Origin of the sequence: Burkholderia sp. Ac-20345 (assembly GCF_017104825.1) — a bacterium.
GTDB lineage: Bacteria > Pseudomonadota > Gammaproteobacteria > Burkholderiales > Burkholderiaceae > Burkholderia > Burkholderia lata_B.
In genome coordinates this window covers 35,719-53,986 of sequence record NZ_JAAGPO010000032.1, presented here as the reverse complement: position 1 = coordinate 53,986, position 18,268 = coordinate 35,719, and the positions used below count along the sequence as shown (strand labels likewise).

The window sequence follows — 18,268 nt, the reverse complement described above, 5'->3', positions numbered from 1 at the left end:
CTGCATCGTGGGAGTAAAAGTAACGAGCCATATTGGTCGCGAGAAGACCGGCGGCGACCTGTTCTTGACTGTTTGCGACTATGAGTGGAAACCACTAGGTTTCTTGTGAGGCTTATCAGGCGGGGTTTTAACGCGCATTTCCGATTGATTCAGCTTGTCCACATGCGGCGCAACGCTTTCGATTCAACCGGGGCGAAACGAAGTGCCGGTGCGGCTCCCGGCCCAGCGTATTCGCGCCACCCCGACGAACGGGTGTCATGGGCGCATGTGAAGCTGGCCCGGTCTCCAGCAGCCGAAAGCGCGTTTCGTATTGCGAAATCTACGCCGAATTCCTGCGCCGACGCCTTTTCGTCGCTTGAAAACATGTTTTGCATCGTAAAAATCACAACGTAACCCATTGAAAATCAAGAAGAAATAATGTCTTATGTCTTATATAAGACATCGCCAAAAGCTCAACGGGCGGCGTTACTATTTATCCCATGCAGTTCGCTTCGACAGACGTAGCGGGCACGCTCAACCAGTTACTCAAACGCGCTTTGCTCCCAGGAGATTGACATGGCCCAGTATCAAGACGACATCAAGGCAGTTGCCGGTTTGAAAGAAAACCACGGCAGCGCGTGGAATGCGATCAGCCCCGAGTACGCCGCCCGCATGCGTGCCCAGAACAAGTTCAAGACGGGCCTGGACATCGCCAAGTACACCGCGAAGATCATGCGCGCCGACATGGCCGCCTACGACGCCGATCCGGCCAAGTACACGCAGTCGCTGGGTTGCTGGCACGGCTTCATCGGCCAGCAGAAGATGATCTCGATCAAGAAGCACTTCAACAGCACCGAACGCCGCTACCTGTACCTGTCCGGCTGGATGGTTGCCGCGCTGCGTTCCGAGTTCGGCCCGCTGCCGGACCAGTCGATGCACGAAAAGACCTCGGTCAGCGCGCTGATCCGCGAGCTGTACACGTTCCTGCGCCAGGCCGACGCCCGTGAACTGGGTGGCCTGTTCCGCGAGCTGGACGCCGCCAAGGACGCCACCGCGAAGGCCGCGATCCAGGACAAGATCGACAACCACGTCACGCACGTCGTGCCGATCATCGCCGACATCGACGCCGGTTTCGGCAACGCGGAAGCCACGTACCTGCTGGCCAAGCAGTTCATCGAAGCAGGCGCATGCTGCATCCAGATCGAAAACCAGGTGTCCGACGAGAAGCAGTGCGGCCACCAGGACGGCAAGGTCACGGTGCCGCACGAGGACTTCCTCGCGAAGATCCGCGCGATCCGCTACGCGTTCCTGGAACTGGGCGTGGACGACGGCATCATCGTCGCCCGTACCGACTCGCTGGGCGCCGGCCTGACCAAGCAGATCGCCGTGACCAGCACGCCGGGCGACCTGGGCGACCAGTACAACGCGTTCCTCGACTGCGAAGAACTGTCGGCCGACCAACTGGGCAACGGTGACGTCGTCATCAAGCGCGACGGCAAGCTGCTGCGTCCGAAGCGCCTGCCGAGCAACCTGTTCCAGTTCCGCGCCGGCACGGGCGAAGCACGCTGCGTGCTCGACTGCATCACGTCGCTGCAGAACGGCGCCGACCTGCTGTGGATCGAAACCGAAAAACCGCACATCGCACAGATCGGCGGCATGGTCAGCGAGATCCGCAAGGTCATCCCGAACGCGAAGCTGGTGTACAACAACAGCCCGTCGTTCAACTGGACGCTGAACTTCCGTCAGCAGGCGTACGACGCGCTGAAGGCCGAGGGCAAGGACGTGTCGGCCTACGACCGTGCGCAGCTGATGAGCGTGGAATACGACGAGACGGAACTGGCCAAGCTGGCCGATGAAAAGATCCGCACGTTCCAGGCTGACGCAGCCCGTGAAGCAGGCATCTTCCATCACCTGATCACGCTGCCGACGTACCACACCGCCGCGCTGTCGACCGACAACCTGGCCAAGGAATACTTCGGCGACCAGGGCATGCTGGGCTACGTGGCCGGCGTGCAGCGCAAGGAAATCCGCCAGGGTATCGCCTGCGTGAAGCACCAGAACATGTCCGGCTCGGACATCGGTGACGATCACAAGGAATACTTCAGCGGCGACGCAGCGCTGAAGGCGGCAGGCAAGGACAACACGATGAACCAGTTCTGATACCGGTCATCTCCAGGCAAAAAGCCAACCCGTTACGGGTTGGCTTTTTTTATTCCGCGATCACCCGCACGAACGCGTCCGCCAGAACCGTCGGCTCGACCGGCAACACCAGCGCGCAAACCGACTTTGCGTCTTCATCCGAGATGGGCACGAAGACGACCCCGTCGATCCCGAGACTCGCCATCCGTTCCGGCACGACCGCGACACCCTGCCCGGCCGCGACGAGATTCAGCATCGACGTCTTCGGCGACACGATCCGGGCGGTAGCCGGCACGAATCCCCGCTTCAGGCAAAGATCAATCACGACGCGCGCGAGCCCGCCCCGCTCCCGATACACGGCCGCTACGAACGGCTCGTGCCGCAGCCGCGAGATCGCCGTGCGCTTGCGGCCCGCGAGCGGATGATCGGCCGGCACCGCCACGCACAAACGCTCGGCTGCGAGCTCGACGAAACGCACGCGCGGATCGCGGCGCAGCACCGGCAGACGAACGATTCCGATATCGGCGTTGCCGTTCGCGATCTCCAGGACCTGATCCTCGGACGATGCACGGTCGAGATCGATCCGCGCGCCCGGACACGCGCTCATGAAGCGTTCGAGAACCGGCATCAGGCTGCCGACGGGAACGGTGCTGGAATGCAGGAGCCGCAGTACGCCCGCTTCGCCGCGCGACAACCGCGCGCCCTCCTCGGCCGCGGCGGTCAGGGTTGCCGGAATCGACGCCACACGATCGCGATAGATCGTACCGGCCGGCGTGAGCCGCACCCCCCTCGGCTCCCGGTCGAACAGCAGGAACCCCAGCTCGTCTTCGAGTTGACCGATCTGCCGGCTGAGCGCCGACTGCGCGACGTGGAGCGCGCTCGCGGCCGGCGTGAAGCCGCCGAGATCGGCCACGGTCAGGAAATACTGGATTTGCCTCAGGGATGGCATGCCGAAAAGAGATGGACAAGCGCCAAATTTGATATTTGCGTTATACCGTCGCGCTTCCCAGAATGGAAGCCTGCCGTGCCGGAGCCGCCGTCACGGCCACCTCGCCGGAGCCGCCCTCTTCGTGACTACTCTCCTGTCTTATCTGCTGGTCGTTGCCGCCGGCGTCAGCGTGGCGTTGCAACAGGTGCTCAACGCCAACCTCCGTGCACAGCTCGGCTCGCCGTGGTGGGCCGGGTCGGTCAGCTACCTCGTTGGCCTCGCCGCGATGCTCGCTGTCGCGCTCCTGTCCCCGCATCCGCGCTTGAGCGGCACCGGCACCATCACCGGTGCCGGGTCGTGGCTCAGCTGGACCGGCGGATTCTTCGGCGCGTTGTTCGTCGGCATCGCGATCCTGATGGTGCCGCGACTGGGCGCCGCGACGACGCTCGCGCTGATCGTCGTCGGGCAGATGACCGGCGCGCTCGTGTTCGACCACTTCGGCGTGCTCGGCATCCAGCAGCATTCGGCCAGCCCGATCCGCATGGCCGGCGCGGCGTGCCTCATTCTCGGGGTGGTGCTGGTTCGCGCGTGACGCGATCGCAGCGTCCGCCGCGTCCGCACGATCAGAAGTTGTGCTTCAACCCGGCCGTCACCGCCAGTTGCCGACGGCTGGTCGAGTTCGGCAGGTTCGGAATCTGCGCGTAGTTCGCCGAGCCGCCCGTCAAAGGATCGGTGCCAATGCCATGCCCCGCCGCCTGCTGAAAGATGCCGACGGTATAGAGCGTCGTCTGCTTCGACAGGTTGTAGGTCATGCCCAGGTTCGCCTGATGAAACTTCGGCGAGCCGTTCGCGTCGGTCTTCATCGCGTTGTAGATATACGCGGCCCCCAGCATGAGCGCCGGAGTCACCGACAAGGTCGCGTTGACCTCGATGATGTCGAATCGCGCGTCGGCGCCATGCGGATGCGCGGGATCGGCGAAGTACAGGCTGCCGTCGAGCGTCGTATGCGTATAGACGACGCCGACCGTCGCCGGCCCGATCGCATACGACCCGCCTGCGCCGATCGCCCGCAACGCGCGCGCATTCTGCAGCTGGCAATACATCGCCGCCGGATTCGAACACGCGAAATCGCCGATATAGCCTTGCGCGCCGCCCAGCGCCGCATCGAGCGGATGATTCAGGTCGAGCACGCCGACCCCGAACGAGAACGGCGCGTGGTTGTAGCTCGCCGCCAGCGCCCAGCCGCGTTGCCGCGAAAAATCGCCGGCGACGCCACCGAACGAAAACGTGCCGCTGAACGCAAACCCCGCCACGGTGGGGCTCGCGTACTGCACCGCGTTGTTCAGGTTCAGCGCCGCATTGAGGTTGTCGACGTCGCCGATATGCGCGCCATACAGCGTGGCCCACGGAACGCTCGACGCATACGACGCGAGCGTCGTCGTGTAGGAGTCGAACTGACGGCCGATCGTCAGCGTGCCGTAGCGATCGTTGGACAGGCCGACCCATGCGTTCTGGTTGAACAGCGTACCCGCCTGCAGAAGATTGCCGTTGTTCATCCAGAAGCTGTTCTCGAGCTTGAACGCGACAGCCGTGCCGCCGCCGATATCCTCGCTGCCGGTCAGGCCGATGCGCGGCGGCGCGAGATTGCCGCCCGTCACCTGAACGTTGCGGCCGCCGCGCACCGCGCCGTCGGCGCCCGTCGTCTGCTGGTTGTTCGTGTACGTGATGCCGGCGTCCACATCGCCATACAGCGTGACGCTGCTCAACGCATGCGCCCCCTGCGTGACGGCGAGCGCCGCCACCGCCGCCGCGATCCTGCGCGGCGTCGTCAGATCCGTCATCGGTCGTCTCCCCCTGATACGTCGTATATGTGTCGCGGCCGCATGCCGGCATCCGAATACACCGGCATATCGGTATGCGTGCGCGGCCGACGTAGCGGCAACGCACGCACCCGCCGCTACGCTCATGCGTAGTTCATCATCACCGACTTGCTTTCCGTGTACTGGTCGATCACCGCGCGGCCGAGTTCGCGACCGAACCCCGACTGCTTCATCCCGCCGAACGGCATCGCGTTGTCGAGCAGCGAGTGGCAGTTGACCCACACGGTGCCGGCCGCGATGCGCGGGATCAGCTTGTGGATCGCGGAAAGATCGTTCGACCAGATGCTCGCGCCGAGGCCGTAAGGCGTGTCGTTGGCGAGCTGAACGGCCGTGTCGACGTCGTCGAACGGCATCGCGACGAGCACCGGCCCGAAGATCTCCTCGCGCACGACGCGCATCGCCTGCGTCGTATCGACCAGCACGGTCGGTTCGACGAAGAAGCCGGGGCCGTCGATCGCGCGGCCGCCCGCGGCGGCACGGGCGCCCTCGCCGAAGCCCGAGTCGATATAGCCGCACACGCGCTGGCGCTGTTTCGCCGAGACGAGCGGGCCGATCTGCGTCGACGGGTCCATGCCCGGGCCGATCTTCAGGCTCGCGGCGATCTTCGCGACGCGCTCGATCACGTCGTCGAACACCTTCGCATGGATGTACGCGCGCGACCCGGCCGTGCACACCTGCCCCTGGTTGAAGAAGATCGCGTTCGCCACACCGAGTGCGGCCTTGTCGGGATCGACGTCGGGCAGCACGATCACCGGCGACTTGCCGCCTAGTTCGAGCGACATCCGCGTCATGTTGTCGAGCGCCGCGTGGCCGATCGTCTTGCCCGTCTGCGTCGAACCCGTGAACGCGATCTTGTCGATGCGCGGATCGCGCGACAGCGCGGCGCCGGCCGTGTGACCGTAGCCGGTGACGATATTGACGACGCCGTCGGGAAACCCGGCCGCCTGAATCAGCTCGCCCAGTCGCAACGCGCTGAGCGGGGTATCTTCCGCGGGCTTCAGCACGACGGTGCAGCCCGTGGCCAGCGCGGGCGCGAGCTTCCACGCGGCCATCAGCAGCGGGAAATTCCACGGAATGATCGCGCCGACCACGCCGACGGGTTCCTTGCGCGTATAGGTGAAGATCTCGCTGTCCGGCATGTACGGCATGCCCGCGTCGATCACGCTGCCTTCGATCTTCGTCGCCCAGCCGGCCATGTAGCGGAAGCACTGCGCGGCCATCGCGACATCGAGCCCCTGCGCCACCATCACGGGCTTGCCGTTGTCGAGCGACTCGATTTCGGCCAGCTCGCGTGCATTCGCTTCGATCAGGTCGGCCAGCGCCAGCAGCAGGCGCTCGCGGTCGGTGGTCTTCGCGGTGCGCCACGGCCCCGCGTCGAATGCGCGCCGCGCGGCGGCGACGGCCTGCTGCACGTCTTGCTCGTCCGCTTCGGGCACGCGTGCGAGCACGGTGCCGTCGGCCGGGTTCACGACGTCGAGCTGGCGGCCCGACGCCGCGTCGCTCCACTCGGCACCGATCAGCATCTTCTTCGGCTTCGCAAGAAATGCGCGCGTGGCGTCGAGCAGCGGGAAATGTTCGTTCGTCTCCATCTTCTTGATTCCTCGATTTCCTGAATGGGTCGGTCAGTAGCGATCGGTGACACCGTCGATCCCGCGTGCCTGCAACGCGCGAACGAGGCCGGCGCGCACAGTCGCGACATCGGAAAAGGCGGGACGGCGGTGCGCGGCGACTTCGGCGGCCGTATAAGGCTTGAAGTCGCGCGGCAGCGCGTCGTGGTTCATGGTTGTGAGTACCCAGTTGAGCACGTCGGCCAGATCCTGGTCCGACAGTGCCGAGTTCGACGCGCCGGGCACGCGCATCACGTACTCGCGCCCGGCCGGCAGATGCGTGAAATAGCCGAGCGAGTTGGCAAGCGGCGGCACCTTGCCGGAAATACCGCCGCCCGTCGCCGTGTGGCAGCCCATGCAGTTGAGCACCCAGTGCTGACGCGCGAGCGCCGCGTCGGCCGGGCCTTCGGCATGCGCAGGTGCTGCGGTCAGACTGACGACCGCCCCGGCCAGCATCAGCAGCGACGCCAGGCGACGCGACGCACTGCCGAGCCGCGACGACACTGCGCACCGCGTGCGTGGCGCGGCGTCGCTAACACCGGGCGTGCACGCGAGCTTCACAGGCCGAGCCCCTTGACGACAACTTCGCGTTGCGCATGAACGGCCGTGCCGTCCATCGCCTTCGCGCGCGCCGCACGGATATCGGCTGCCGTGAACGGCTTCGCGTCGCCGTGCTGCGCGTTGAGATCGAACACGACGTAGTTGAGCACGTGCGCGATATCGTCGTCGCTCGCGCTCGCAAACGACGGCATCTTGAAGTTGTAGTTCTTGTCGCGCACCTTGATCTCGCCGAACATCCCGTGCAGCAGCGTCGCGACCAGTTGCGCACGTCCCGGCTCGGCCGTCGCATACTTGCCCGGATACTCGGTCAGCGGCGGCGCGAGCCCGTCCTGCCCTTTTCCGCCCGCCTGGTGACACACCGCGCACTGCGCGTCGAACAGGCTCTTGCCGGCCGGGTAATGCACGGCTTCCTGCGCGCAGGCGGGGCTCGCCAGCGCGAAGGCCGCCACGGCCGTCATGCATACGACGGCAATCTTTCCCGCTTGCTTCACTTTCATTGTTTTGCCGCTCCCAGCAGAACCGAAACCGAACAGTGATAGTTCGAATTGCCGTTGGCCATGCACCAGTTGATGTCGTTGTTCAGCGACAGCTTGTACAGCGGCTTCTCGCGCTCGTTGCGGTTGCAGAAGCACTTGCCGCATGACGTCTTGCCGCAGCAATCGTTGTACGACACGATGTAGTCCGAACCGTCGTGCGGATTGCGGCAGGTACCGATCCACGTGATCGGAGAAGGCGTCGTGCCCGGCGGGCAGCTGCTCGACGTGCCGCCGCAGCAACTGCACAGCCAGCCGTCGATCGCGCAGTATTTCCAGTAGTCGCAGCTCATCGGATCGTCGCTTGCACCCGATGCGGCGCCACCGGACGCCGCCGACGCGCCCGACGCCGCATCGGCCGCGTACGCAGTGCGATCGACGGGCAGCAGCGGCAGCATCGCCGATCCCACCAGCACCTTGCCGAGCTTCGCCATCGCGCTGCGCCGCGAACTGTGCTGCGCGACGCCGCGCGCCGACCGCTCGAACCATGAATCAAACAGGCCCATATCGTTGTTCTCCCTTGACGTTGAAAGAGGGTCGGCCGGTCATGCGTGCTGCGCGTGCGCGTCGTGGCTGTGATCGCCGTGCACGAACTGCTGCAGCGATGCGACACCGCGCTCCTTCGCTTCGAACAGGCTCTCGAGATGCTCGCGCGTATTGACGAGCCCCTTCGCACGCACCGTGCCGGTTTCGTCGAGCAGCACCGCGTATGGCAGCTTGCCGATCTGGTACGCGAGGCCGAGCTCCTGCGACAGCACGTACGGGAAGCGCCCGAGATCGTGCTTGCGCGCGAAACGCGTGTGTTCGTCGACATCGCCGTCGCTCGCGAGCACGATGTTCACCGGCGTCGATTCGCTCGCCTGCAGCGACGGCAGCAGCGGCAGCAGCTTCTTGCAGACGGGGCAAGTGGGCGACAGGAAGAACAGCAGCGTCGCCTTGCCCGACGCATCGATGCCGCCGACCTTCACCTGCGAGCCGCGAATGTCGGTCAGCTCGAACGTCGGCGCGATCGCGCCGACCGCCGGCCCCTTGTCGATCATCAATGCGCCGGCCGGCATGATGCGTTCGTACAGGATGCCGATCTGGCGCACCAGCGCGAGGCAGATCGCGCCAAGCGCGAGGACGGCCACCCACAGCAGGGCGGTGGAAACGGTGAGAGCGGTTTGCATCATGAATTCCTCAGGTGGGAAAGGCGCGGTACGTTGGCGAGCAGCACGTCGACGGTGAGCAGCGCGCAGACGATCAGCAGCACGGAGAAGAACAGCGTCAGGTAGTCGAACCACACGACCGCGCGTGCGCCCGGCTCGACGAGCGCGGTCGCGGCCAGCGCGGCGAGCAGCAGCGCGCGCCCGACGTGCAGCCAGCCGATGCCGCGCGGGGCGTCCGTGCGCGCTGCCGCGAAGCCGGAACAGCCGCAGTCGATGTCGGTGTGGCCGCGCAGGAGATTGATCGCAATCGCGGCGGCGAAGGCCACGAGCAACGCGATCAGGCCGATCGCGCCGGCCGTGCGCGTATCGGGAAACAGCAACGCCGCGGCGCCGACGAGTTCCGCGAGCGGAATCGCGAACGCGACGGGCGCGGTCAGCGCGTCGGGCAGCAGCCGGTAGCCGGCGAGTGCCTGGCTGAACGCGGCGGGCCGCCGCATCTTCGCGAACGCGCCGAGCAGCACGACGACGGCAGCGCCGGCCTGCGCGCTGGTGGCAAGTACGGGATCGAGCGTCATCGCGGCCTCACGGGTTGACGAGCAGCGACGACGTATTGCCGATCTGCTTCTCGACGTTCTGCAGCTTGCCCGTGCGCGCATCCATCACGACGAGGTCGGACGTCGCCGTCAGCCCGTAGAACAGCGGCTTGTCGTCCTCGCTGACCTGGATCGACACGAGCGGATCGACCTTCTGCTGCGCAAGATCCCAGCGCGCGACACGCTGCTTCGACTTCAGGTCGTACACCCACACCTGCGTGCCGGGATCCTTGTGCGAACCGTCGCCGCCCTTGTGCATCAGCACGTAGTAGCGGTTCTGCATGGCATGAACAGCCGTCTGCTGCATGCCGCCCGGGCGCCAGCCTTCGGCGCGCTCAGCGTCCGTCAACAGCGGCCACGGCTTGCCGAACGCGGGCTTGTCGCCGCTGAAATCCGCGCTGCGCACGTTGCCGCCGTACGTCGTGAACAGATAGTCGCCCTTGTAGCGCGATGCATTCACGAACGCCGGATCCTTGTCGACGTCGATGAACGCATCCGACATCGTGCGCTTCGTTTCCTTGCCGTTCGCATCGAGCGTGACGGTCAGCGCCTTGCCGCTTTCGCACAGCGCGGTGAAACGGTCGTTGCCCGACGGATACGCGAGCACGCAGGCCGCCGTGTCGATCTCCGACAGCACCTTCTTCGACACCGCATCGATCACCGTCAGCGAAGCGGCCGGCGTGATGTTCGCGACGTACAGTCGCTTGCCGTCCGCGCTGAACGCGGTGTTGTACGGCGACGGCACGTGCTGCGCGTGCTTCGCCGGAATCACGATCTCGCCCGCGTGATCGAGCGTCGTGTTGTCGGTCATCTCGACGACGTCGGTGCGCGTGCCGTGCGAGCCGCGCGAGAAGTAGGTCGTCGCGACGAAGCTCGTCCGGTGATCGGGCGAGATCGCGAAGCCGGGGCCGAAGCCGCCGTCGATCTGGCCGAGCAGCTTCTTCGCATCGGCGTCGTACACGTAGATGCGTCCGTCGGTCATCGACGGCATCGAGATGTCGACGATATAGACCTCGTGCGGATGCCACGGCGGCATCTTCTGCACGACCAGTTCCTCCGGCTTTTCCGTTGCGTTCGCGCTGCCGACCCATGCCGCCGCGAACGCCAGCGTCGCCGCGAGCACCGCGGTTCGTCGCCTTGTCCTCATGTCGCCTCCAGTTGGGGAATCACGTTATGTGGGGCGACTGTAGTTCGACAATAAATCCGGTCAGCACCCGGACCGGCACCGCGTGCGTGCCGATTCGGGATATTGGAAAACCGCCTGAAAGCCGCATCGGCCCGAGGCATCCGACCCTCTGACGAATGCGCCCGGAATAGCGCTCCCCCTTATTGCGCCGACCACGCGGTCGGTTTAATCTTGCGCGGTCCTGATCGACGCACCTGGAGGCGCTGTGTTCGTGTTTCACGAGAGGTTCGACAACGCGGACCGGCATGCCGAGGCGCTGCGCGGCTGGAACCAGCGCTACGACCAGATCGGCTCCGGCGCGTATCGCAGCGCGGTCAAGCATGCGGTGCTGGACGGCGTGCAGCTGTTCCAGGAAGCCGCCAACGTTCGCATCATCCAGCGCGGAAGACTGCCGCACGACCATACGGTGTTCGGCATGCCGCTCACCGGCTCGGGCGCGTTCGCATTCGGCGGCGCGCGCATCGAACGCGGCACGATGGTGATGGCGCGCGGCGGCGCGCCGTTCGAGCTGCATTCGCCGGACGACATGTCGCTGATCGGTGTCGTCGCCGATCGCGAACTGACGCAGCAGGTCGAGGATGCGGCCGATGTCCGCCTCGACGAAGCCACGTTGCGGCGCGGTGTCGTCGACATGCCCACCGCCGTGCTGATGCGCGCGAGCGTGCAGGTCGCCTCGCAACTCGAACGTGTGCTGTCGGCGCCCGATACCTACCGCGACGCGCGCACGCAGCGCGAACTGCGCGGCGAGATCGGCAACGTGCTCGTCGATCTCCTCACGTACCGGATTCCCGAACCGTCGAACCGTCTCACGCACGCCTGCCGCGCCGACATCGTGCGCCGCGTGCACGACTACGTGATCGGCCATCCCGAAGCACCGGTCGACGTGCTGAGCCTGTGCACGCAATTGCGCGTGAGCCGGCGCACGATGCAGAACAGTTTCCAATCGGTCGTGCAAACCAGCCCGTTGAACTACGTGCGCTCCCTGCGCCTGTCGCAAGTGCGGCGGATGCTGCTCGATACGCGGCAGTCCGACCTGCCGATCAGCGACGCGGCCGCACGCTGGGGTTTCATTCATCTCGGGCATTTCGCGAACGCGTACAAGGCGCAGTTCGGCGAGTTGCCGTCGACCACCGCGCGCCGGGCCGTGCGCGGCGCAAAAACGCGCTGAGCCCGCGCAAAACCCGCGATAATTTCCCGCTGACCGTTCGGCGCGCGCGAACCGGCCGCGGCACCTGCCCGACCGCTCGCCGCCCCGAGCGATGCGCGACGACTCCCGGATTCCACTGCCTGCCCCGATGCCCGAGGATTTCCACTTCCTGCTGCTGCCCGGCTTCTCCGCGCTCGGCTTCATGTCAGCGGTCGAACCGCTGCGCGTCGCGAACCGCTTTCGCACCGAGCTCTATCGCTGGCATGTGATCAGTGCCGACGGCGCGCCCGTCGCCGCGAGCAACGGCATTCCGGTCGCCGCCGAAGCCGCGTGCGCGGAGGTCGACAAGGTCGATACGGTGTTCGTCGTCGCGGGCTTCGATCCGCTCGTGTGCTACACGCGCGCGATCGGCGACTGGCTGCGCCGCCAGCACCGCCATGGTGCAACGCTCGGCGGCATCGATACGGGCAGCTTCGTGCTCGCGGAAGCCGGGTTGTTCGACGCGTCGCAGCCACTCACGCTGCACTGGGAAGCGCTGGCCGCGTTCCGTGAGCGCTACCCCGGCCTGAACGCGACGCAGGAGCTGTTCGAGATCGACGAGCGACGCATCACGTGCGCGGGCGGCACCGCGTCGATCGACATGATGCTCGACCTGATCGGCCGCCGGCACGGCGCCGATCTCGCGGCGGCGATCTCCGAGCAGTTCGTCGTCAGCCGGATCCGGCAGCGCTCCGACAGCCAGCGGCTCGAGATCGCCGCGCGCTACGGCGTGCACAACCGCAAGCTGATCCAGGTGATCGGCACGATGCAGCGGCACATGGAAAACCCGCTCGGCTCCGATGCGCTCGCGCAGGAGGTATCGATTACGCGCCGCCAGCTCGAACGGCTGTTCAGCGCGACGCTGAACGACACGCCGACGCATTTCTACCTGAACCTGCGCCTCGATCGCGCACGTGAACTGCTGCAGCAGACCGACATGAGCATCACGTCGGTTTGCGTCGCGTGCGGGTTCGAATCGCCGTCGCACTTCTCGCGCACGTATCGCACGCGCTTCGGGTTGAGCCCGCGCAACGACCGGCGCGCAACACGCTGATCATCGCGGATTTAAGCACAATCTGGCGCGGTATTACGCGTTCCGGCAGCGTTTCCCGCCGCTCGCTGAACAATTCCGGCGATTGATCGACGGACCGAAGCGGTCATCGAAAATAAATTGGAATGTCGCTGAAAATATTCTGTAACATACCAAAAAAAGTTAGATAGGCAGCCTAACGACACGCGTGCTGTATCTCGACGCGCCGCGCCACGCGGGCTACCAACCGATATCGATCCGATCCGAGGGGTATGACATGACGATGCTCGATTCGCCGTCGCCGCACCTGCCTTCCGTTCGCTTCTTCGTCCGCTCCCCCCGCTCTTCGCCCGCCCGTTTCTTTTCGACCTGACATTTAGGGCTCCTTAGTCAGTCGACGTTCCCAACACCGCTTCGCCGCACCGGCTCCATCGAGCCGGCGCGCGGGCCGTGTCGTGCCTGCGCGCCACGAACGCGCGGGCGTGTCCAACCGTTGAGATGAGGATCACGTATGCAGACATCACGCAAAGCACTGCCGCTCGCCCTGGGTCTCGCGCTCGGTTTCGGCATCGTCGGCGGCACCGCGGCCGATACGAAAGTCTCGAATCCGCAAGCAACGAGCCTGCGCGAAAGCCTGACACGCGGCGTCGCGCCGCCGGTCGCCAAGGCCGATACGGCCGCCGGGCAGTACCGCTCGGACGGCGTCGCCGTCACGCTCTACAACCCCGCGTATCGCGCGAAGAAGACCGCCACGACGCCCGCCGCCACCGCGCGCGACTTCGTCGCGTCGCAGGCCACGCAGCTCGGGCTCGACGCGACCGCGCTCGCGAGCCTCGTCGTCACGTCGGAGCGCGCCGATGCCGACTTCACCGTCGTGCGCCTGCAGCAACAGGCGGCCGGATTGCCCGTGTACGGCAGCGATATCGCGGTGACGGTCGCGAAGGACGGCCGCATCCTGTACGTCGCGAGCAACACGATCAACGGCGTGGTCGCGACGTCCCGCAAGTCGCAGGCCGTCGACCAGCAGCAAGCGCTCGACCGCGCACGCGCGTATCTCGGCGTGAGCGGCTTCACGAACCTGGACGCGCAGCTCGTGGCCTTCGTCGACAAGACCGGCACGCATACCGTGTGGAAAGTGCGCGGCCGCCCGAACGACGGCCCGAAAGGCGACTGGGAACTGCTGATCGACTCGGGCAGCGGCGAAGTGCTGCGCGCGGAGGACAAGGCGTTCTACGCGACCGACGGCACGGGCTTCGTGTTCCGTCCCGACCCGCTGTCGCCGACCAAGAGCAGCTACGGGAGCACGGGCTACAAGGACAGCAACGACACCGATTCATCGCAGCTCACCGCCGCACGCGTGCGCGTGACGCTGAAGGATCTTGCGCAGTCGGGTGGGCGTTACTCGTTGTCGGGCCCGTATGCCGCATGCGTCGATTTCGACGCGCCGCTCGACAAGGCGTGCCCCGTGCAGTCAACGCCCGCGTTCGAGTTCACGCGCGGCAACCTGTACTTCGAGGCCGTGAACACGTACTACCACATCGACACGTTCCTGCGTTACGTGAACCAGACGCTCGGCATCAAGGCGATGCCGTACCAGTACACGGGCGGCGTGCAGTACGACCCGCACGGCGAATCGGGCGACGACAACTCGTCGTACTCGTCGAGCAGCGGCCGGCTGACCTTCGGGCAAGGCGGCGTCGACGACGCGGAGGATTCGGACGTCGTGATCCACGAGCTCGGCCACGGCATCCACGACTGGGTAACGAACGGCGGCCTGTCGCAGCAGGAAGGCTTGTCGGAAGGCACCGGCGACTATCTCGCCGCCGCGTACAGCCGCGACTTCAACCAGTGGAGCCCGTCGGATGCGCAGTACCACTGGGTCTACAACTGGGACGGCCACAATGAGTTCTGGGGCGGCCGCGTGACCAACTGGAACGTCGGGCGCACCTATGCGCAGGCGCGCGGCGCCGAGATTCATACGGCCGGCCAGTACTGGGCCTCGTGCAACCTCGTCGCACGCGAAGCGATCGGTGCGCAGGCGATGGACAAGGCGTTCCTGAAGGGGTTGTCGATGACCAACAGCTCGACCAACCAGAAGGCCGCCGCTCAGGCCGTGCTGACGGCTGCGTCCGCGCTCGGCTACAGCAGCGCGCAGCTCACCGCGATCGGCAATGCGTACAACCAGAGTTGCACGTACGGCGTGACCGTACCGAAGAAGTCGTAATTCCGCAGCAGGCGGGGGCGCGTCGCACGACCTGCGGCACGCCCTCTTCCTCGACATCGCCATCCTCACGAGATCGAACATGCCTACTCTGAAACTGACCCGTCTGAGCGCCGCGCTCGGCGGCATGCTGCTGACCGCCGCCGCGCACGCGACGCCGGTGTGGATCACGCTCGGCGACACGGCGTTCCGCCAGTTGCAACGCATCGACGCCAGCGCCACCGCGCAATACAGCACGACCCTCGACGCCGGCAAGACGGCCGACGGCGCCGCGCGCCGCGAAACCGTCCACGTCGTCGAAATCGACGATTCACGGCTCGGCGAGCTCGCCCACGCCGTCCACCATACGCGCGGCCACGGGCCCGGCTATGTCGTGCACGACTCGTTCGACGAAGCGCGCCAGGCACTGCAGCCGTTGCCGCCGACGCTCGCGAAGCAGGCCACGGCCGCCGTGTACAAGGTATCGAACGCGCCACAGATCGGCACGTGGATCCAACAGTTGCAGGCCAGTAACATCGTCGGCACGATCACGTCGCTGTCCGGCTTCACGAACCGCTACTACACGACGTCGCACGGCGTCGCCGCGTCGGACTGGCTCGCATTGCAGTGGAAGCAGCTGGCGGGTTCGCGCACAGACATCACCGTCGAGCAGTTCGCGCACACGGGCTTTCCGCAGAAATCCGTGATCCTGACGATCCGCGGCAGCGACCCGGCCGCGGGCACCGTCGTGCTGGGCGGCCACCTCGATTCGACGGTCGGCCGCACGACGGAGAACACGCGCTCGCCCGGCGCGGACGACGATGCGTCGGGCATCGCCAGCCTGACCGAAGCGCTGCGCGTGCTGCTGGCGAACAACTACAAGCCGAAGCGGACGATCAAGTTCGTCGGGTACGCAGCCGAGGAAGCCGGACTGCTCGGTTCGAAAGCGATCGCGAAGCAGTTCCGCGCGCAGAATGCGAACGTGGTCGGCGTGCTGCAGCTCGACATGACGAACTACAAGGGCGATCCGAAGGATATCTACCTGATCACCGACTACACGAACGCGTCGCAGAACACCTACCTGACGAACCTGGCGAAGACCTACCTGCCGGAACTCGCGATCGGCACGTCGCAGTGCGGGTATGCGTGCTCGGATCACGCGTCGTGGAATGCGCAAGGCTATCCGGCGTCGTTCCCGTTCGAGGCAGACCAGAACGACAGTCCGTATATCCATACCGTGAACGATACGCTGGAGAATTCGGATCGGCAGGCGAATCACGCGTTGAAGTTCGGCAAGCTGGCGCTCGCCTACGCGGTTGATCTCGGCGGGAACGGCAGCGCGACCGTCAAGCGTTGACCCGGCGACGGCCGGTTGCGGTGGAACGGGCGCGTGGTGCGGGCGCGCCCGTTCGAACCCGGTCGAGCCCGTTTGGCGTTCCGGATAGAATCGTCATTCGCTCACTTCAGCAACACGGTGCCATGCCATGACCGATATCTCCCGCTCGTTCGACGATCTCACGCCCGAACGCGTCACGACCGCATTCGACCTGCCCGGCCACACGACCGTCCGCTCGCTCGGCGTCGCACAGGGCATCATCGTGCGCTCGCGCTCGATCGTCGGCTCGTTCGGCGCGTCGCTGCAAACCATCTTCGGCGGCAACATCACGCTCTATACGTCGCTGTGCGAGAAGGCGCGCCAGCAAGCGTTCGACAAGATGCTCGGCGACGCGCGCAAGCTCGGCGCGAATGCGATCGTCGCGATGCGCTACGACTCGACCGAGATCGGGGCGGGCGTCACGGAAGTCATCTGCTACGGCACGGCCGTGCGGGTCGCGCGCGACGCCGGCGCCTGAGCGTCAACCGCTACGCGCCGGCCGCCCACACGATCGCGACGATCGAGCCGATCACGAGCACCACGCCGACGGTCTTGCGCCTGTTCAGTTCGGTCCACAGCAGCACGCCCGTCAGTGACAGCAGGATCAGCGCACCCGCGAGCGTATCGACGAGCAGCACCCAGCCGATACTCATCCCGACGCCCTTGTGCAGGTTCGTCAGCCACGCAAGCGTGCCGTTGCCGGTGCGCTTGAGCGTGATCGTGTCGCTGCCGACCCAGTAGTCGACCGCGACGTTCTCGCGCGGCGACGCGAACACGAGCTGCCAGTGCTCGGGCTGCACGGTCTCGCGGTCGCCCCATGCGACCGGATGCGCGGGCTCCTTCTGCACGCGCCCCATGCGTTCCGGCAGATGCAGATCCGGTTGCCCGCGCAACCATTTCGCGAGTTCTTGCGGCGATGCGGGCTCCGGATCGGGTACGTCGAGCCGCAACGTCTCGACCTTCGGCGCGCCGGTCTGGATCCGCAGCGGTGGCGCACGATGATTCAGCAGGAACCCCGTCGTGCCGAACAGCAAGCCGAGCGCGGCGCCCCACAGCCCGACCCAGCCGTGCACCTTGCGCAGCCACTTGATGAACGTGCCGCGGCGCGATCGCGCGCCGCCGGCGCCGGCCGGACGCGCGCGCGGCGCAGTGCGCGACGCGGGTGCCGCGTCGATTTCGATGGGATCGGCAACGCTCACGTTTCGCTCCAGATTCTCAAAAGATTGTGATAACAGCCGACGAGACTGCGGCACGCCTGCGCGTCAGCGCCGCCGGCATTGAGCCGCTGGATTGCGGTGTCCATGTCGAACAGCAGCGCACGCTGCGCATCGCTGCGCACGAGGCTCTGCACCCAGAAGAAGCTCGCGACCCGCACGCCGCGCGTGACCGGCGTGACCTGATGCAGGCTCGTCGCCGGATAGACGATCAGGTCGCCGGCCGGCAGCTTGACCTGCTGCACGCCATACGCATCCTCGATCACGAGTTCGCCGCCGTCGTATTCGTCGGGTGCGGACAGGAACAGCGTGACGGACACGTCGGTGCGCAGCTTCACGCCGTTCGGCAGCACGCGCACCGCGCCGTCGACGTGGCTGCCGAACGTCATTCCGCCTTCGTAGCGGTTGAACAGCGGCGGATAGACCTGGTTCGGCAGCGCCGCGCTGATGAACAGCGGATTGCGCTCGACCGCGGCGAGAATCACGTCGCCCAGCTCGCGCGCGACCGGCGAATGCTCGGCGATCTGCTGGTTGCGCTTGACCGGCGCGCCCGTGTAGCCGGCCGTCGCGCGGCCGTCGACCCACGCGTCGCCCGCATGATCGAGCCGGTCGCGCATCATGCGCACCTGTTCGGGCGTCAGTACGTTCGGGATGTGTACAAGCATCGTTCCACCTTTTTCATCGAATGCCGCGGCGGCATGCGTATCGC

General features: G+C 66.0%; 18 protein-coding genes. 7 read left to right on the top strand and 11 right to left on the bottom strand.

Annotation, left to right across the window (positions count from 1 at the left end):
- Positions 1-555 precede the first annotated feature (555 nt).
- Positions 556-2,139 (top strand): isocitrate lyase, encoded by a 1,584-nt coding sequence (locus G3O06_RS14710; RefSeq protein ID WP_011354218.1) that lies wholly within the window; start codon positions 556-558, stop codon positions 2,137-2,139.
- A gap of 49 nt (positions 2,140-2,188) precedes the next feature.
- Here G3O06_RS14710 and G3O06_RS14705 read toward each other — a convergent pair whose 3' ends face one another.
- Positions 2,189-3,067 carry a LysR substrate-binding domain-containing protein gene (locus G3O06_RS14705; protein WP_205816516.1) on the bottom strand — a complete coding sequence of 293 codons (879 nt, stop codon included), beginning with the start codon at positions 3,065-3,067 and terminating at the stop codon, positions 2,189-2,191.
- A 121-nt stretch (positions 3,068-3,188) separates the two neighbouring features.
- Between G3O06_RS14705 and G3O06_RS14700 the strand changes: the two genes are divergently transcribed.
- Positions 3,189-3,638: a DMT family transporter gene (locus G3O06_RS14700; RefSeq protein ID WP_205816515.1), complete on the top strand. Its 450-nt coding sequence runs from the start codon at positions 3,189-3,191 to the stop codon at positions 3,636-3,638.
- A gap of 31 nt (positions 3,639-3,669) precedes the next feature.
- Here G3O06_RS14700 and G3O06_RS14695 read toward each other — a convergent pair whose 3' ends face one another.
- From G3O06_RS14695 to G3O06_RS14660, 8 genes are all read right to left on the bottom strand, one after another.
- A complete protein-coding gene (locus G3O06_RS14695) occupies positions 3,670-4,887 on the bottom strand; it encodes a porin (RefSeq protein ID WP_205816514.1) in 1,218 nt (405 codons plus the stop codon).
- 122 nt (positions 4,888-5,009) lie between these two features.
- Positions 5,010-6,515, bottom strand: a complete 1,506-nt coding sequence (locus G3O06_RS14690) for an aldehyde dehydrogenase family protein (protein WP_174970201.1) — start codon at positions 6,513-6,515, stop codon at positions 5,010-5,012.
- A 33-nt stretch (positions 6,516-6,548) separates the two neighbouring features.
- Positions 6,549-6,989 carry a cytochrome c gene (locus G3O06_RS14685; RefSeq protein WP_241019980.1) on the bottom strand — a complete coding sequence of 147 codons (441 nt, stop codon included), beginning with the start codon at positions 6,987-6,989 and terminating at the stop codon, positions 6,549-6,551.
- 101 nt (positions 6,990-7,090) lie between these two features.
- The gene (locus G3O06_RS14680) at positions 7,091-7,591 is read right to left on the bottom strand and encodes a cytochrome c (RefSeq protein ID WP_205816513.1); all 501 of its coding nucleotides are present in this window, start codon (positions 7,589-7,591) and stop codon (positions 7,091-7,093) included.
- Positions 7,588-8,133, bottom strand: a complete 546-nt coding sequence (locus tag G3O06_RS14675) for a methylamine dehydrogenase light chain (protein ID WP_011354212.1) — start codon at positions 8,131-8,133, stop codon at positions 7,588-7,590. Before G3O06_RS14675 ends, G3O06_RS14680 begins: the two co-directional genes overlap by 4 nt.
- Positions 8,134-8,172: 39 nt before the next feature.
- Complete coding sequence (gene mauD / locus G3O06_RS14670) at positions 8,173-8,799, bottom strand: methylamine dehydrogenase accessory protein MauD (RefSeq protein ID WP_205816512.1); 627 nt, start codon at positions 8,797-8,799, stop codon at positions 8,173-8,175.
- Positions 8,796-9,350: a MauE/DoxX family redox-associated membrane protein gene (locus G3O06_RS14665; RefSeq protein WP_174981121.1), complete on the bottom strand. Its 555-nt coding sequence runs from the start codon at positions 9,348-9,350 to the stop codon at positions 8,796-8,798. The genes mauD and G3O06_RS14665 overlap by 4 nt, the downstream gene beginning before the upstream one ends.
- 7 nt (positions 9,351-9,357) lie before the next feature.
- Positions 9,358-10,515 carry an amine dehydrogenase large subunit gene (locus G3O06_RS14660; RefSeq protein ID WP_205816511.1) on the bottom strand — a complete coding sequence of 386 codons (1,158 nt, stop codon included), beginning with the start codon at positions 10,513-10,515 and terminating at the stop codon, positions 9,358-9,360.
- Positions 10,516-10,759: 244 nt separating this feature from the next.
- Between G3O06_RS14660 and G3O06_RS14655 the strand changes: the two genes are divergently transcribed.
- The 5 genes from G3O06_RS14655 to G3O06_RS14635 all read left to right on the top strand — a co-directional run bounded on the left by G3O06_RS14655 (position 10,760) and on the right by G3O06_RS14635 (position 16,823).
- A complete protein-coding gene (locus G3O06_RS14655; protein ID WP_205816510.1) occupies positions 10,760-11,722 on the top strand; it encodes a helix-turn-helix domain-containing protein in 963 nt (320 codons plus the stop codon).
- Positions 11,723-11,849: 127 nt separating this feature from the next.
- Entirely contained in the window at positions 11,850-12,794 is a 945-nt protein-coding gene (locus tag G3O06_RS14650) for a GlxA family transcriptional regulator (protein ID WP_174939048.1), read from the top strand.
- Positions 12,795-13,281: 487 nt separating this feature from the next.
- Positions 13,282-14,994 (top strand): M36 family metallopeptidase, encoded by a 1,713-nt coding sequence (locus G3O06_RS14645; protein ID WP_174998065.1) that lies wholly within the window; start codon positions 13,282-13,284, stop codon positions 14,992-14,994.
- Between the two features lie 79 nt (positions 14,995-15,073).
- On the top strand, positions 15,074-16,327 hold the full coding sequence (locus tag G3O06_RS14640) for a M20/M25/M40 family metallo-hydrolase (protein WP_174970207.1): 1,254 nt from the start codon (positions 15,074-15,076) through the stop codon (positions 16,325-16,327).
- A gap of 127 nt (positions 16,328-16,454) precedes the next feature.
- On the top strand, positions 16,455-16,823 hold the full coding sequence (locus G3O06_RS14635; RefSeq protein ID WP_174916004.1) for a YbjQ family protein: 369 nt from the start codon (positions 16,455-16,457) through the stop codon (positions 16,821-16,823).
- Positions 16,824-16,833: 10 nt separating this feature from the next.
- On the opposite strand, the gene G3O06_RS14630 is transcribed toward G3O06_RS14635, so the two are convergent.
- Together G3O06_RS14630 and G3O06_RS14625 are read right to left on the bottom strand one after the other, a co-directional pair.
- Positions 16,834-17,544, bottom strand: coding sequence for a PepSY-associated TM helix domain-containing protein (locus tag G3O06_RS14630; RefSeq protein ID WP_205816509.1), 711 nt, complete (start codon positions 17,542-17,544; stop codon positions 16,834-16,836).
- A complete protein-coding gene (locus tag G3O06_RS14625; protein ID WP_174916006.1) occupies positions 17,541-18,224 on the bottom strand; it encodes a Fe2+-dependent dioxygenase in 684 nt (227 codons plus the stop codon). The genes G3O06_RS14630 and G3O06_RS14625 overlap by 4 nt, the downstream gene beginning before the upstream one ends.
- Positions 18,225-18,268 lie beyond the last annotated feature (44 nt).

What these genes read in the sequence shown, in the direction of transcription:
- G3O06_RS14675 (WP_011354212.1), bottom strand. Translation starts at nt 8,133, where the DNA reads ATGGGCCTGTTTGATTCATGGTTCGAGCGGTCGGCGCGCGGCGTCGCG.
- G3O06_RS14695 (WP_205816514.1), bottom strand. Translation starts at nt 4,887, where the DNA reads ATGACGGATCTGACGACGCCGCGCAGGATCGCGGCGGCGGTGGCGGCG.
- G3O06_RS14625 (WP_174916006.1), bottom strand. Translation starts at nt 18,224, where the DNA reads ATGCTTGTACACATCCCGAACGTACTGACGCCCGAACAGGTGCGCATG.
- G3O06_RS14690 (WP_174970201.1), bottom strand. Translation starts at nt 6,515, where the DNA reads ATGGAGACGAACGAACATTTCCCGCTGCTCGACGCCACGCGCGCATTT.
- G3O06_RS14685 (WP_241019980.1), bottom strand. Translation starts at nt 6,989, where the DNA reads ATGCTGGCCGGGGCGGTCGTCAGTCTGACCGCAGCACCTGCGCATGCC.
- G3O06_RS14680 (WP_205816513.1), bottom strand. Translation starts at nt 7,591, where the DNA reads ATGAAAGTGAAGCAAGCGGGAAAGATTGCCGTCGTATGCATGACGGCC.
- G3O06_RS14665 (WP_174981121.1), bottom strand. Translation starts at nt 9,350, where the DNA reads ATGACGCTCGATCCCGTACTTGCCACCAGCGCGCAGGCCGGCGCTGCC.
- G3O06_RS14660 (WP_205816511.1), bottom strand. Translation starts at nt 10,515, where the DNA reads ATGAGGACAAGGCGACGAACCGCGGTGCTCGCGGCGACGCTGGCGTTC.
- G3O06_RS14645 (WP_174998065.1), top strand. Translation starts at nt 13,282, where the DNA reads ATGCAGACATCACGCAAAGCACTGCCGCTCGCCCTGGGTCTCGCGCTC.
- G3O06_RS14705 (WP_205816516.1), bottom strand. Translation starts at nt 3,067, where the DNA reads ATGCCATCCCTGAGGCAAATCCAGTATTTCCTGACCGTGGCCGATCTC.
- G3O06_RS14640 (WP_174970207.1), top strand. Translation starts at nt 15,074, where the DNA reads ATGCCTACTCTGAAACTGACCCGTCTGAGCGCCGCGCTCGGCGGCATG.
- mauD (WP_205816512.1), bottom strand. Translation starts at nt 8,799, where the DNA reads ATGATGCAAACCGCTCTCACCGTTTCCACCGCCCTGCTGTGGGTGGCC.
- G3O06_RS14635 (WP_174916004.1), top strand. Translation starts at nt 16,455, where the DNA reads ATGACCGATATCTCCCGCTCGTTCGACGATCTCACGCCCGAACGCGTC.
- G3O06_RS14650 (WP_174939048.1), top strand. Translation starts at nt 11,850, where the DNA reads ATGCCCGAGGATTTCCACTTCCTGCTGCTGCCCGGCTTCTCCGCGCTC.
- G3O06_RS14710 (WP_011354218.1), top strand. Translation starts at nt 556, where the DNA reads ATGGCCCAGTATCAAGACGACATCAAGGCAGTTGCCGGTTTGAAAGAA.